A 14,888-nucleotide genomic window follows, 5' to 3' on the forward strand; every position below is an offset into this window, starting at 1 on the left:
ATGAAAACCACCGGACTTGAAAAAATCTTAGGACGAATCGAAGATCTGGATTCGGTGAATCTTGGTATCCTCGTGCAGCGACTGGCGCGTGAGCGTAAGATGCAGGAGACTGTCTTTAATACCATCCATGATGGGATTCTGGTGATTGATTCGGATGGAGTGGTGCAATACGCTAACAATGCGGCTTTGCTGTTGATTGGTTTAAAGGAGAACGACGTTGGGGTGACCCGACTATGGAAGATGGTGCCGGATCTGGCCAAATCGATTCATAGTGAGACCGTCGGGGGGCAGAAAAAGTCGGCTCCGGTGCTTTCGCGTGAGATTGAGCTGAGCTATCCGGAGCATCGTGTGGTGCGCCTTTATATGGTGCCGATCGATGCGCAGGTCGGGCATGATGATTCCGGGGGCTATGTAATTGTATTATCCGACATTACGGAGGAACGTGTTTCCATGGAGGAGCGAATCGAAAGCGAGCGCACTTCGTCGATCGTTCGCTTGGCGGCGGGGGTGGCTCATGAACTGGGGAATCCGCTTAATTCATTGACGATTCATCTACAGTTGATTGAGCGCAAATTAAAGAAACTGACAGAGCAAAAAGATGCGGCTAAATTAGCGGAGTCGCTGCAGGTGTGTCAGGGAGAGGTGCAACGCCTGGACGGTATTATTACTCATTTCTTAGAGGCGGTACGTCCACAAAAGCCTGAGTTGAACGAATTGGACCTGTTAGAATTGGTGGAAGAGGTGCTGTGTGTGCAAGAAGTCGAGCTAAGCAATCGGCAGCTATCCGTGAAAGTAGAAGTGAGCGATGATTTGCCTTCGATATTAGGCGATCGGGGACAGATCAAACAGGTCTTTTTCAATTTGATTAAAAACGCGATGGAAGCGATGCAACCGGGGGGCAGCTTGCGTGTCTTGGCGCGTCGTGATGCAGACCATGTCTTCTTACAGTTTGTAGATACCGGTTCCGGCATTTCCGAGGAGGATTTGTCGAAGGTGTTTCAAGCCTATTATACCACTAAGAAAGAAGGGCATGGCCTGGGGATGATGATTGTGGAGCGTATTATGCGTGAGCATGGAGGCTGCATAAATATTGAATCGCACAAGGATAAAGGCACGGCGATCACACTTCAATTTCCTCGCCAGCTGCGCCGAACCCGTCTCTTGGAGTAGGGGCTCCGACATCTGCTCATGCCATTGTATAATAAGACGTAGCACGTCGGGGATAGTCGAGCTGACCGCAGGTTTTGTGACGAACTGAACGGGGGCGGCTGAGGCACTGGTTATCGCCAGCATTCTACAACTTTACCTTATTTTCCGCTTACTCTGCAATGACATTGCGTCATGTGCGGCGCTCCGTGCGGTTCCTTAAAGTCGATTTGTCGATAAAGTTTTTTTTCTGCGGCTACAGGCAGATAGTCACAGGCAGGCGTGGTAAATGCCCATTAGGTATGTTGAGTTTTGCGATCCTCAGTCATCAGTCATCAGTCGTCCGTGTATTCTGTCAGCCTGAGCAGCCCTTCTTATTGTTTAAACAGAAAACCCTCGGTCGTGAGACCGAGGGTTTTAAATGGGTGCAGGGCTAGGATTTGAACCTAGGACCTTCAGGTTATGAGCTCACTTGGCTTTGTTGTTAATCAATGATTTGCGTAAAATTTAGCCATTGTTTGGCGGTTTGTTTGGCTATTGGTAGCCAAAATGTCTGACTGTGTTCATAAATGTTCACTGGCGTTCATACGTGTGCGCGTAGACTTGTTTTGAGGATACAACTATTAGATGATATTCTTGCTTTGATATTGATTCGGATGTCATTGCTCCTGAGGTCGATCTTATGCCTTGTTAGCATGCACGTCCAGTCGTCTTTTTTAGCCATTTCAGCGGTAAGAAGAATATGACTTGTCCTTGGTTCAAAGTCTTTTAATTCTTAGCATCGTGAGCAAACAATCAGACAAACCAAACGAAGGGGTCAAGAATCTCGCGGAAATTCGGAAGATCGCTGGAATCACTCAGAAGGAACTAGCCCGGCTTTCAGGTGTTGCTCATATTACGATACGTGCGGTGGAAACTGGGCGTCAGCAGTATTCCGACCAATTGGTTGAAAAGCTAGCCAGAGGCTTGGGGTGCGGCGTTCGGTTTAGTCGAGGGGAGCAACCCCCGGAATTGACCAAAACACGATTACAAAGTGTTGAGGAATATACTCGTGAGTGGTTTGAGCATTGGAAGCTCGTTTGCGAGCGTAAGCGGGTTTATTCGCGTTTCTTGATGCAGTATTCAGATATACTTTCAGACATGGCAGTGGCCGCATGCGAACTTGATCTAGAGGAAGAGCAAAAAGATGCAGAGCCTGATTCTCGCTTCATACAAGCAGATAAGCTGGCTGAAAAGTTGCTTGGCGTATTTATTGAAATGTCGCGGGAATCTGATATGGGCGAAAAGCTACTCGCAATCTCAAACCGTGAGTTTGCTGAGCGGTGTTTTACTGATGCGAGTGATATGTTAAGTCACCGTCTTGATGAGCTTAAAGGGGCAATTGATACAAGTAAGCGTTCATATCTTAAGGGAAGTGACAAGGGTTGATTATAGTTAGATTTCTGGGCTAGTTTAAAGTAATGTAGTAGTAAATACATTTTACGCTTGCAATGTGCTTGCTAATACATTTTTATGTTCGGTATGCAAAACGAACACCAAAGGATTTCAGATGCCATGATCGAGCGGATCGCGGGTATCGCAGGTGATCTAAAAGGTGTTCCTGAATCTTTTTGCAGAGATTTTAGAGCTTGGGCGAAGAGGTGGTCGAAGAATGAGGAGGAGAAATCAACGAAATCTTTCGCTGATTTTCTGCCATGGCGGATCGAGGCTCGTCCTTATTCGGTTACTGAGTTGTCACGCCTGCCAGGTATGCCGGGGCGCACACGTCTTTCGAAAATGGTAAACAGTCCGCCTCTAAATCAGATGCAGACGCGGAACTTTGCCGGGAAACTGACTCCTGACACTGTGAGACAGCTAGTTGAAGTAGTGTGTGAGCCGGTTGATGTTGATTTGAAACAGGGAGTGGAGGTAGTCAATGAGCCTTGAGTTAAGGAAGACTAGCCGTTTTTTCTACTCGAGAATTTACGTGGGGAAGGATCGTCCTGCATTTAAACTGAACACCGAGATCCAAGGTAGTTATCGTCCGAACATTGACCCACTATACGAGAGCTTAACTTTAGGTTAATCTCTAGGGCATGGAAAACCAAGCAAGCCCAATCACACTTCAGAGCCGCCATCGGCGCTTCAACGAATCCGAACGCCGCGAGCATGTCGCGCATTGGAAGCAAAGCGGATTGTCCGCAAGTGCATACGCGCGTGAACACGCGCTCAATTATAAATCGCTGTATGCCTGGCGCAGTCAGTCACAGCGCAAATCGAAGCCGACGAGCTTGCAGCCAGAAAATGCGACTTTTGTTCCAGTGCGTGTCAGCTCGCCTCTGAGCAGTTCCAGCTCGGCAATCAGCATTACATTGCGCTCCGGTTCTCTGGAATGCGCGATTATCGCAGCGCCGAGTGAGCAATCCTTGGTCGCTCTGGTTAAATCCATCAAAGAGGAGATATTTGATGTTTAACTTTTCGAGTTCGCTGAGGATTTACTTGTGCGTGGATCCCACCGATATGCGCAAGGCCTTCAATGGCCTCTATGCAATCGCCAAGCACCAACTTGACCTAAATCCGATGGACGGGAGTCTATTTTTATTCGCGAACCGCCGGCGTGATCGCGTAAAATTGCTTTATTGGGATGGCACCGGTTTCTGGGTCTTGGCCAAGCGCTTGGAGAAAGGAACCTTTTGGTGGCCCGGGCGCACCGAAGCGAATCAGGGATCGATCGAGATGAAACCTAAAGCACTGGGTATGTTACTCAATGGGATTGATTTAAAGGATGGCAGTTTTCGAGCATGGTTTTGTCGTTAAATTTTAAATATAGTCTTTACATAACTAAATTAAGATGATCTCATATTTGTTATTACAAAGCTTGAAGCCAGTCTATCCAAAGAAGTCTCGAATCTTAAGGTCGAGAACGCGAACTTGCAGCTAAAGATCCGTGCCTTGGAAATTGCACAGGCAAAGCGAGTGAAACAGGATGACGAGGCTCAGCAATATTTGCATATTGAGCATGCCGAATCTGTGTGCGTCCACTCTGATGAGGACTGCGATGACCAGGCGAATCAGGACGAGGAAGTTCCCAAAATCCCCAGCAGTAGCACAAAGCGTAAAGGCAAGAAACGTATTGGTATCGAGGAGAAGCTTAAGGGGCTGCCAGTTATCCGCGAAACCGTGCGCATTCCGCGCGAAGTAGAAGCATCGCCCGATCAGTGGGAAGAGATCGGCGAAGTCGTCACTGAAGAGGTGTTGGTGATCCCTACTAAATTAGGTCGCCACCTGATCCGCAGCAAAAAATATCGCAACAAGGAGGATCGCACGAGCGCTCCAATTATCGCGAAAGCGCCGATTCGTTTTAGCAGCAGCTACGTCTCCAGTAGTCTGGCAATTTACATCGTGCTGAGCAAATATCTCGATCACAGCACCCTTTACCGCCTTGAGAAAAAGTTCGAACGCATGGGCCTGGAGATGACTCGTCAGAGCCAAAGTGATGCAGTCCAGCGCATGTCCGAATGGTTGCGCCCCTTATATGAGTTCATGGATAAGCGCGCAAAATCCAGCGGCTATCTTCAAATCGATGAGACCTTCATCAGATACATCAACGGTAATAAACCGGGAGTCGGCCAAGGCTACTTCTGGGCGATCCATGCGCCCGGCCAATCGATCGTGCTCAAATGGATTAATAACCGGCGTCATGAAAACGTCGAAACACTTGTCGACGATTTTTCAGGTATCCTGCAAAGTGATGGCTATGCCGCTTATGGTAACTACGCTGAGCAGCACCCTGATATCACCTTGGCTGCCTGTTGGGCGCACACCTTTCGAAGGTTCCGTGATGCACTTGAGCACGAACCCGCACATGCCAAGAGCATGATGAAACTCATTAGTAAACTCTACAAACTCGAAGAGAAATGGGATCTAGGCGATGTAAGCCCGAGTAAACGCAAGCTCCTCAGGCAGACCGAATCGATCCCAATTGCGAAGGAGATCAAGAACAAGCTCGATGGCTATGCAGTCGACATGACCATCCCCAAAAATGACTTCAGAGTTGCCCTGAATTATACCGCCAATCAATGGCCAGAACTATTAGAATGCCTGAAGCATGGTCACACACGATTGGATACAAATTTACTAGAGAGTAAGTTCAGACCTACAAAAATTGGAGCTAAGAACTGGATGTTCATTGGACATCCAGACGCAGGACAGAAAAGCGCCGTCATTTACTCTCTACTACAAACCTGTACCATCCACAACATCAACCCATACGATTATCTCACTGACGTATTGGCAAAATTGATCCCTCACGATGGCCGTCCTCCTGAGACGATCTTAGAACAGCTGCTACCTCAGAACTGGAGCAACTAGCGCAAGCTAAAAGATCGAGGTCAATGTTCGGACGATAACTTAAAAGCTTTAATCGAGTGCTTTCTAAATGTCGCGGCAATTGATATTCCGCCCCTTTTTGCTGTCCAAGGTTCAGGTGCAGTTCTCTGGGCCGATTGATCATTCAAATCCTAAAGGCTTTGCCTTTGTTTCCCCAGAAATGCAATCAGCGGGCAGTAAAAAAATATATTTGGTGCGATCATTCACCCATTCCAGCGATATGCAGATCGGTTGAAATCGTTTATACTATTGGTCGATCATCAAATGAAACTAAGAAAAATTATAGTCTCAATACTACTTGCAAGTGGAGTCATGCACTTTGTTGCGCAAGCCTCGGGAATCTCTTCGCCAGATCGGAGTATTACGCTTCGCGCGAAGGCGACGGATGGGAAGTTATTCTATTCGGTGATATTCGATGGTAAGCCGATCATCAATGACTCGCGCCTTGGGGTCGAGCTACGTGGCGGTGCCTTCGCTGGTGATTTAGTGGTCACTGGATCTGAGACGACAAGTTTCGATGAAACGTGGAAGCCTGTCTCGGGAGACTTTAGTGAATACCGCAATCATTACAACGAGTTGACGATCAACCTCGAAGAGGCAGTTGCGCCACAACGTAAGATGCAGGTGATTCTTCGGGCGTATGATGACGGAGTTGCCTTTCGTTATGTGTTTCCAGAGCAGCCTAGCTTGAAAACGGTCGACTTCCTCAACGAGTATTCCGCGGTTTCGATTCAATCTGAAAATCCTGTGGCATGGTATGCTGCCTCTTCGACGGGCATTTCTGGGCCGAGTCAGTTCGACGCGATCCAGGGAAATTGTCGCACTCCGTTTACCATCGAAGTTGCGGACGATTGTTATGTATCGCTCCATGAGGCTGCTGTTGTGAATTCATCGGATGCAATGCTACGGATCGGGGACGATCAACGCACGCTTACTTATGTTTCGAGTATGAAACGGCCTACTGGGGCAGTGTCTGCATGGCGCACTGTGAGCATCGCTTCAACTGCGGCTGAATTAGTCGAGTCGTCTTTGATTTTAAATCTTAATGAGCCGAGCAAAGTTGTAGACACTAGTTGGATCAAAACCGGGGTGAGTCTATGGGATTGGCGCAATCATGGCGGGGTTGCAGATGATGGGTTTGTCTATGGAATCAATACCGAGAGTTATATCCGTTACATCGATTTCGCGCATGAGAATGGTTTGCCGTTCGTAATCATCGATGCCGAGTGGTATGGGCCAGAGCGCGATGTTGAGTCAGATCCCACGACCTACGAACATGAGATTGATATGCTTCAAATTTGTGCCCACGCGAAGAAAAAAGGCGTCGGCATTTGGCTCTATATCAATGATAAAGCTTTGAAGCACTTTGATCTAGATAAGACGCTTTCCACTTATCAAGACTGGGGCGTTGTTGGTATTAAACACGGATTTTTAGGTGGTGGGAATCAGGTAAAAAACGAGTTCAGTATTAAGGTGCTGGAAAAGTGCGCAGAGTATCAGATCATGTATAACTTACATGAGCCGAATAAGCCGACCGGAGTGCGTCGCACCTATCCGCATTATATATCACGTGAGTATGTAAACAGCATGCTAGATTCCGCGAAGCGCCCGTCGGCTACGCCTGCTGAGATCTGCACCTTTCCCGTGGTGCACAATCTCGCGGGACCAGTGGATCGTAGTTGCGGCCTGTTTGACATGGATGATTCGATCGCACGCTCAAAGGTGCATAAGCAAATTCCGAGCACCGTGGTGTCGCAGGCGGCGCAGTGTCTTATTTTCCCAAGTGGCATTTTGACACTACCAGACATGCCGGATGCGTATAAGCGTAAGATGGACTTATTTGAATTCATCAAACAGTTGCCGATGACTTGGGATGAGACGCGCGCTCTGAATCTTGAAATCGGTAAGTTCGTCACGATCGCACGTCGTTCGGGGAATGAGTGGATGGTGGCCTCAGTGGCAGATGAATCGGGGCGTTCATTTGAACTCGCACTTGATTTCTTGGAGGCAGGAGTGACTTACGATGTGACTCTATATGAAGACACCGATGAGAGTCATTATCAATATGCCGGAGGGCAGAATCGCGCCGAGGCAAGGAAGCTGGGAGTGAAATTTGTGCCTACTCCGACGAAACGTGAACTCTATCAGGTTCGCAAAGAACAGCTAAAAAAGGGCGATATCATTGATGTGAAGATCGCACCTGGTGGTGGGCATTGCCTATGGATTCGTCCATCGAAGTCTTAGTCGGTGAACACCTTTTATTAACAGATTTAGATTATGATATATTACTTCGCTCTTTTGGTTTTTGCATTCGCTGCTTGCACGCCAGTGTTCATGCATGGCGCGGAGAAGCCGAATAGCGTTTTCATTATGGTCGATGACCTGGGGCCAGGTTGGGTGGATTTCGATGGCAGTGATCCAACAATTAATACGCCGAATTTGGAGCGCATGGCGGATGCCGGCATGGTCTTTACCCGTGCTTACGCCGCCGCGTCGGTGTGCTCGCCCACGCGTGCTGCTTGTATCACTGGCATGTCACCAGCTCAAATCGGTTTGACCACACACATTCCTGGAGCGCCAGGACGGCGACACTCTGCAGTGCCAGGCGGCCCCTCGGATGCGCCATCGATTAATCAGTTGCCGCTTGAATTGCCGAGCTATGCGCGTGAGCTCAAGAAGCTCGGTTATGCGACGGCCTTTATTGGAAAGTGGCACTTGGCGGGCGAAGGCTCGATGAGGACGAAAGATGGCATCGTCGACAGCCAGTATCACCCAGAGCACTACGGGTTTGATAGTAACCTTGGTGGCTGTGCGTATGGTCAACCCAAGTCGTGGTTCGATCCGTTCAAGAATGGCACCCTTGAAAATCGTGAAGAAGGTCAATACCTGACAGATCGTTTGGCCGAAGAGGCCGTGGCATTTATTCAGGCGAACAAAGATCAGCCCTTTCATCTTACACTCTGGCCGTATAATGTGCACAAGCCTTTTAGGGCTCCCAAAGATTTATACAAAAATAACGGGAACGATCATTATCGCGCCATGCTGGAAAGTATGGACAATGCCATTGGTCGCGTGCTCGATACGCTCGAAGCGGCAGGGGTGAGTGAAAACACTTTAGTTGTTTTTTATTCTGACAACGGTGGAGATAAGGCGACTGAGTGGCTTTCGGAAAAGAAGGGTTCGCTGCTTGAAGGCGGCCTGCGGGTGCCGATGGTCGTGACATGGCCAGCAGTGATTCGAGGTGGAACCAGCACGGCAGAGCCAATCACGAGTATGGATTTTTTCCCGACATTTGTGCACATGTCAGGTGGCAGCACAGACGAGATCAAAGAGTTGGAGGGGATGGATTTAATGCCACTATTCAAAGGGGCAGACCAGCTCGACCGTGAATCGCTTTACTGGCATTATCCGCACAACCGAAACGGGGTGAAATACAGTATGGGAGGTGTGGTGCTTTCTCGCGATTGGAAGTTCTACAATGGCTACGGTGTGCAGCCCGATGTGTTGTTTAACCTAAAGGAAGATCCGATGGAACAAACCAATGTTATCTCCAGCCATCCTGAAATGGCTGATCGTATGTTGAAGGAGCACGAAGCGTGGCTAGCGAGTGTCAAGGCGGCTGAGCCTGACTATTCCACAGATACTGCAATGATCCCAGCGAAGCAGCGTTAAACAAGTATGAAAGCATTGATACAACAAGCAGCCAATTTAGCGATAATCTTTTGTGCGATTACGGCATTACCTGCGTCGGAAGTTCGCTCCCCGAATGTTCTTTGGATCTATGCGGAAGACCAGAGCCCGTTGCTGAGTTGCTATGGGGTCGGCGTGAATGTGACACCAGTAATAGATCAACTTGCGGCGGATGGGGTGCGGTTTGCGAATGCCTTTATGCCGGCGCCTGTTTGCTCCGCGACACGATCCGGTTTGATGGTGGGTGCGATGCCGACGACTTTCGGACTGCACAATCATCGCAGCTCACGGACTGCGGATAGTATGATTCCGCTGCCAGCGGAGGTGAAGACCGTGCCGGAGCTTTTTAAGCAGGCGGGCTACTATACATTCAATGTTGGTAAAGATGATTACAACTTTGAATACGATCGAGAGGCGTTATATGACGGGCCTTACAGTCTAAGATTTTGGCAAGGTCATAAAGGGGCTGCAATTGACTGGAATGCACGTAGGGGGGATCAGCCTTTCTTTGGTCAAATCCAGCTGGCAGGGGGCAAACATGGTGGTAAGATTGAGCCAATCGATTTGTCGATGGTGGAGCTGCCGCCATATTATCCAGAGCACCCCGTCATCCGGAAAGGGTGGGCGCGCCATTACGATACTGCGCGTATTATGGATCGCGAAGTCGGTGAGATTATCGCGCGTTTGAAAAAGGATGGGCTGCTCGAGAATACCATTGTCTTCGTTTTCTCGGATCACGGTTTCAATAACGGACTACGAGATAAGCAATTCTGTTACGATGGTGGCCTCCATGTGCCATTGATCGTGACATGGTATGGTAATCCGGAAGCTCTTCGCTCGGGTGATGCTCGCTTAGATCTTGTTAATGGAATTGATATTAGCGCGACCTCATTGGCATTGGCGGGCTTGCCGATTCCTGAATACATGGAAGGGGAAAACCTGTTTGATCCTGAGTATCACCGCGACTTCGTGATCGGCGTGCGTGACCGCTGTGACTTTACGATTGATCGTATACGGACGGTGCGCACCGAGCGTTTTCGTTATGTTCGAAATTTCATGACGGACCGTCCTTATATGCAACCGCAGTATCGAGACGGAAAGTCTTATACCAAGGTGCTGAAACAATTGTATGCCGAAGGGAAGATGAACGAGCAGCAGGCTTGGTTTTTTGCAGAAGAGCGCCCCGAGCATGAATTCTACGATCTGGAAAAAGATCCGCACCAGACTGTGAATGTTGCGGCGAATGCTGATTACGCAGATGAACTTAAGCGTCATCAGCAGATTCTCAATGATTGGATCATCAAGACGGATGATAAAGGCCAATATTCAGAAGGTCAGGCATCACTCACCGCCACCAAGAAACGCTGGAAGGAGAAGTGCGTGAATCCAGAGTATCAGGACTTGAAATGATGAACTTATGATCGATCCGCTTATTGGCACATTGCCTCGTTTGAATGAGTATCTCGCCTCCATTTCAGTTTATCCCTCGCTACATTCTTTTATCTTTTATTCTGCTGCGTTCGTTTGGCTACCTACCGGCGCAGGGAATGCAGGACGAATCGATGGCAGGTCGTATCAAGCGAGCTACGACGCTGATACATTCGCAGCAATTGGTTGAAGCTCGTCCATTGTTGGTGAAGCTGCGCACTGAAGTGGATTCTGGGATGCATGCTAATCTCGACTTTTATATCGCTCTGTCCTATGTGTTTGAATACTATGAAAACAATAATCAGGCGTTCTTAGAAACTGGTTTAGAGAAATTTCAGGCTTATATTAAAGCCTATCCTGAAGATTCCATGGTTCCGCTTGCGCGTTACAACATCGCGGATATTTATGCGATTTCTAAGAAATTCAAAGAGGCGCTACAGTGGTATATTCCACTCTATAAAAGTCCGCAGGTGGGGGTGGATCGTAAGGAGATTCTCAAGAAAATCGTGCTCATCTATGTGGCCAAGCAAGAGTGGGTGTCAGGGATGCCTTATTTCGAGGCGAGTGTGCGTTTGGCTGAAAATGGAGCTGAACGCACGACCTATGCGGCTTATTTATTAATTGCGCAAGCCAAGCAGGGTGCGGTGACAGACTCTCGACAGCTTTTGGAGTTCTTTAAGAGCCCGGCACCAGTGTTTTTTACACCACGTTTCAATGCGGCATTGATGGACGTGGGCGATCAGTTGAAAGAGGAGGGCGACTTGGCCACTGCGAACTTATTTTATCAATTTGTGCGTTATTATGAGACTCTGGAGATCGGGCTTACGAATCATGTTAGCCATTTAAAACGGCGTGTTGCGCAATATGAAGGTAATGTCGTGATGAGGAATTTCTATCTCGATGCGAAGGCAGAGCTAGACAATGCCGTGGCGGATTTGGCTGCGCTAAAAGCGACCACGAACTATACCCCTCTGTTAAATTGGCGTATTGCTGGAGTTTATATGGATATGGGGCGCGATTGGGAGGCATATGGACGCTTCCGTCTGATGGTGGATCAGTATCCGGATCATAAATATGCTGAAGAGATCCTGTTCTCGGCATATTCGCTCGGGTATAAATTGGAGCAAAGGGATATCGCCGAAGAGTTATCTAGGCGCTATTTAGGCAAACAAAGTAACAAGACCTACCGAGCTACAGTTGCCGATGAGATGTCCACTTTGTATCTACAAGAAGAGGAGTATGATAAGCTCTATAAGATGACACAGACGTATTTGTCACACTCCGCTGGGGACGCAGCTTCTTCGCACTTATTGTTTAAGCATGGTATGGCGCGTTTTGCGATTTGAGAATAAAGAGCTGATTGAAGATTTTCAGACTTTTGACACTAAATACGGTCAGACTCAAAGTGCAGTGGTGATTCGTTACTTTCTAGGACTCGGCTATTTGATTGAAGAGGAGTATCAAAAAGCATTGGATAACTTCGAGTTTGTCATTGCTGATTCGAATACGCGATTCAAGGCGGATGCGTCCTTTCGTAAGGCCCTCGCAGTCATGGGACTGGATCGTATTGAGGAAGCGCGCGATTTAGTCACTCAGTTTATTTCCGATTATCCGAACAACCCGTTGCGTGGACAGGCGGAGTTAATTCTTGGTAATCTGGTGGATCTGATGGGCAATGCAGATGAAGCGCTGGTGCATTACTATTTGGTGGAGCAACATTCTGATGACTTAGGTTTAATCGCATCTGCGGAATTAAAAGTATCACGTATCCTCGTTGATAAGCGTGAAGTGACAACTGCGATTGATCGCTTGAGCGCTTTTATTGAGGCGTATGAAGCATCTGCTGAGACGATTCCAGTGGTGGCTGCCTTGGCTGCAATTTATTCGGATTCAGGGCAGCCACGGGTTGCTCTATCGATCCTGAAAGATCCGCTGACGCGCTTTTTCACACTAATTGAAGTCGAGAAGATTGATACACTGTTGGTTGATTATATTAAAAAAGACCGAGCCGTGCGGAAAATGGAGATTGCTACTAAAGCGTTCTTTGAGGCCGTCGCGGATTCGCCGGTATTGTTTCGTGAACTCATTAATGACCGTGCTAAGCAATATCGTTATTTCAAGAAGCATACTCAGATCGATGCGCTGGTGCGTGAACACTTTGTGGGTGATGATATTTTTAGAAATGCGGTGAAGGCGTATTTTAAGAAAGAGGATGAGATTGAGGCGGCCATTGCTGCAGCAGAAACAGCTGCAAATACGGAGATTTCGATTGCGAAGTCCGTTGTGGTTGAAGAGTTGCCTCCCATCATGGAGCTAGAGGTTGTAACAAAGCTACAGGCACGTATCGCTGAGCTGAATGAGAAGATCCCTAAGCAAACTGCCGATGAGTGGTTGGGCACTCAGTTGACTGCTGCAAAGTTATCAGGCAATGCAGCTCTCGAATTGCGCATTCTGACAGCTTTAGCTAAGACTCAAAATCCGGAGGATATTCCGAGTTTTGATACGGCTCTATTTTTTCAAGATCCAGAAATCTGGGAACAGCTAGGGATTGCGGGGAAACTTTGGATTATGCGGGAAGTAGCAAAGCAAGATCCCGTTCAAGTTGTGGCAGAGTTGGATCGATCGCGTATTCAATACATGAATACTGATTACGAGTTGGAGATGCATAGTTTGCTTGCTAAGACGTATCGGAGAATGGGGAAGCTCGAAGCTTCAGTCGAAGCCTACCGCACGCTGATTAAGCGATTTTCACAAGCCAATGAATCCGGCGAGGCAATGCTTGAAATTGGACGCATGGAAATTGAGCTAGGGAATTACGAATCCGCTCGTCAACAGTTGGAATTGATTCTGCATCGCAATGATTGGCGTGGTCAGATGCATGGTGACGCGCTGCTCTGGATTGGGCGCGCGTATGTCGCTGAGGGGAAATATTCTGATGCGCACGGATTCTTCGAACGCATCATCTTAGGCTATCCAGGGTTTTCGGAACTACTAGCACAGGGATACTATGAAGATATTCAAGTGCTCAAAAAGATGGGGCATGCTGACAGTGTGCAAACTGTCTATGAAGCCTTTAAATTAACCCCAGGGCTTGAAAATACCATCGCTGGCGCACTCATCAGAAAGGAATTTGAATAATGTCTGTGAAGTTACAATTACTCATAGTGTTGCTTGCGGGAACTGTTGGCCTCCAGCTGACGAATGCGGACACTCAGCCTTACGTCGCACCGGATTTTTCGGATTTAGAGCCTGTGCGCTTAGAGATCAGTCAGCAGAATGGTCCGATTAGCGCACGCTTCGTGCATCCAACTAGCGAGGGTGTGGAAATTGAGATGATCGATGGCGAAGGTCGTATCATTTTGAATTGGGGGCATATGGATCAATTTACGATTAATGCGCCGATGACGAAGAGCCTAGAGCGTGCACTTGCGCACCCTGTGCCAGCCAAGCGAGTGCAGTTGCTCAAAGCTGAGATCGTGCCTTTACTACCAATGGCCAGTGTCCGTGAGGGCACTACGAACCTGCATGAGTTGATCAATGCTTATATTAAGGCTGAGATGGAAATGGAAAATTGGTTGAGTGCCTATGATATTTCCCAGCAGATGGCACTCGATCTGAGTCCCGCGAGCACGGTTCAGCACTTTTATAAAGTGGCAGAAAATCTATTTGTCAGTGGTGAGCGAGAGAAGGCGTTGCATCTCCTTGATCAACTCGTTGCGGCACGCCCTGCAGAGGAATCACGAGAGCAGACTCTGAGTGTGGCTCAACGTCTATTAGACTTACGCTTGTTCGAGCCATCCTATAGCTTATTTCGCGCTATAGCTGAAGATGCCACTGGCCTACTGGCGAAGCAGGTGTTGCTGCGTTGCGCATATCTTCGCCTCGAACTAGGTGATTCCGGAGAGGCTGAGCGTTACCTATCCAAGGCGAAAGCCATTGCGGAAGATAATGAGGAAACACTCGGCGGGTTGCAAGTCGTGCTCGGTGTGCAGGCATTCCAAAAGGGTGACCCTTCGCTCTGTTTAAAGCACCTCGGGATCGGTCTAGCGTATCTTTTGCCAGACAGTAATTTTAAACAAATCGGACTCTATTTTAATTATCTGAGTTACGAGGATATCAAAGTTGCAGAGACGTCCAATGGCTCGGAGCCGATAGACATTCCCCAGAATATACTCGATGAGATGCAGCTACTTTTTCCTGATGGCGCTTATACCGCAGCCTTAACCACTCAAACTGACACATTTTAATCAAAAAAA

12 protein-coding genes are annotated in these 14,888 nt (G+C 48.1%); all 12 read left to right on the plus strand.

Features of this window, described 5'->3' with window-relative positions; genetic code table 11:
- Positions 1–1,170, plus strand: a complete 1,170-nt coding sequence (locus SH580_RS21140; protein WP_319832791.1) for a sensor histidine kinase — start codon at positions 1–3, stop codon at positions 1,168–1,170.
- A gap of 759 nt (positions 1,171–1,929) precedes the next feature.
- Positions 1,930–2,574 (plus strand): helix-turn-helix transcriptional regulator, encoded by a 645-nt coding sequence (locus SH580_RS21145; RefSeq protein WP_319832792.1) that lies wholly within the window; start codon positions 1,930–1,932, stop codon positions 2,572–2,574.
- Between the two features lie 93 nt (positions 2,575–2,667).
- Entirely contained in the window at positions 2,668–3,072 is a 405-nt protein-coding gene (locus tag SH580_RS21150; protein WP_319832793.1) for a hypothetical protein, read from the plus strand.
- A 149-nt stretch (positions 3,073–3,221) separates the two neighbouring features.
- Positions 3,222–3,599 (plus strand): IS66 family insertion sequence element accessory protein TnpA, encoded by a 378-nt coding sequence (gene tnpA / locus SH580_RS21155; RefSeq protein ID WP_319832794.1) that lies wholly within the window; start codon positions 3,222–3,224, stop codon positions 3,597–3,599.
- The gene (gene tnpB / locus SH580_RS21160) at positions 3,592–3,942 is read left to right on the plus strand and encodes an IS66 family insertion sequence element accessory protein TnpB (RefSeq protein WP_319832795.1); all 351 of its coding nucleotides are present in this window, start codon (positions 3,592–3,594) and stop codon (positions 3,940–3,942) included. The genes tnpA and tnpB overlap by 8 nt, the downstream gene beginning before the upstream one ends.
- Positions 3,943–4,056: 114 nt before the next feature.
- Positions 4,057–5,496 carry an IS66 family transposase gene (tnpC, locus tag SH580_RS21165; RefSeq protein WP_319832796.1) on the plus strand — a complete coding sequence of 480 codons (1,440 nt, stop codon included), beginning with the start codon at positions 4,057–4,059 and terminating at the stop codon, positions 5,494–5,496.
- 282 nt (positions 5,497–5,778) lie between these two features.
- Positions 5,779–7,758 (plus strand): glycoside hydrolase family 97 protein, encoded by a 1,980-nt coding sequence (locus SH580_RS21170; protein WP_319832797.1) that lies wholly within the window; start codon positions 5,779–5,781, stop codon positions 7,756–7,758.
- A gap of 33 nt (positions 7,759–7,791) precedes the next feature.
- Positions 7,792–9,186 (plus strand): sulfatase, encoded by a 1,395-nt coding sequence (locus SH580_RS21175; protein ID WP_319832798.1) that lies wholly within the window; start codon positions 7,792–7,794, stop codon positions 9,184–9,186.
- A gap of 6 nt (positions 9,187–9,192) precedes the next feature.
- Positions 9,193–10,614, plus strand: a complete 1,422-nt coding sequence (locus tag SH580_RS21180; RefSeq protein WP_319832799.1) for a sulfatase family protein — start codon at positions 9,193–9,195, stop codon at positions 10,612–10,614.
- Between the two features lie 44 nt (positions 10,615–10,658).
- Positions 10,659–11,978 (plus strand): tetratricopeptide repeat protein, encoded by a 1,320-nt coding sequence (locus SH580_RS21185; RefSeq protein ID WP_319832800.1) that lies wholly within the window; start codon positions 10,659–10,661, stop codon positions 11,976–11,978.
- Positions 11,953–13,770, plus strand: a complete 1,818-nt coding sequence (locus SH580_RS21190; protein ID WP_319832801.1) for a tetratricopeptide repeat protein — start codon at positions 11,953–11,955, stop codon at positions 13,768–13,770. Before SH580_RS21185 ends, SH580_RS21190 begins: the two co-directional genes overlap by 26 nt.
- Positions 13,770–14,879, plus strand: coding sequence for a tetratricopeptide repeat protein (locus tag SH580_RS21195; protein WP_319832802.1), 1,110 nt, complete (start codon positions 13,770–13,772; stop codon positions 14,877–14,879). Before SH580_RS21190 ends, SH580_RS21195 begins: the two co-directional genes overlap by 1 nt.
- Positions 14,880–14,888 lie beyond the last annotated feature (9 nt).

Source organism: Coraliomargarita algicola (assembly GCF_033878955.1).
Classification (GTDB): Bacteria; Verrucomicrobiota; Verrucomicrobiia; order Opitutales; family Coraliomargaritaceae; genus Thalassobacterium; species Thalassobacterium algicola.

Excerpts from the sequence above, each read along its gene's own strand:
- SH580_RS21170 (WP_319832797.1), top strand. The coding sequence starts at position 5,779 with ATGAAACTAAGAAAAATTATAGTCTCAATACTACTTGCAAGTGGAGTC.
- SH580_RS21175 (WP_319832798.1), top strand. The coding sequence starts at position 7,792 with ATGATATATTACTTCGCTCTTTTGGTTTTTGCATTCGCTGCTTGCACG.
- tnpB (WP_319832795.1), top strand. The coding sequence starts at position 3,592 with ATGTTTAACTTTTCGAGTTCGCTGAGGATTTACTTGTGCGTGGATCCC.
- SH580_RS21180 (WP_319832799.1), top strand. The coding sequence starts at position 9,193 with ATGAAAGCATTGATACAACAAGCAGCCAATTTAGCGATAATCTTTTGT.
- SH580_RS21190 (WP_319832801.1), top strand. The coding sequence starts at position 11,953 with ATGGTATGGCGCGTTTTGCGATTTGAGAATAAAGAGCTGATTGAAGAT.
- SH580_RS21185 (WP_319832800.1), top strand. The coding sequence starts at position 10,659 with ATGAGTATCTCGCCTCCATTTCAGTTTATCCCTCGCTACATTCTTTTA.
- SH580_RS21150 (WP_319832793.1), top strand. The coding sequence starts at position 2,668 with ATGCAAAACGAACACCAAAGGATTTCAGATGCCATGATCGAGCGGATC.
- tnpA (WP_319832794.1), top strand. The coding sequence starts at position 3,222 with ATGGAAAACCAAGCAAGCCCAATCACACTTCAGAGCCGCCATCGGCGC.
- SH580_RS21140 (WP_319832791.1), top strand. The coding sequence starts at position 1 with ATGAAAACCACCGGACTTGAAAAAATCTTAGGACGAATCGAAGATCTG.
- SH580_RS21195 (WP_319832802.1), top strand. The coding sequence starts at position 13,770 with ATGTCTGTGAAGTTACAATTACTCATAGTGTTGCTTGCGGGAACTGTT.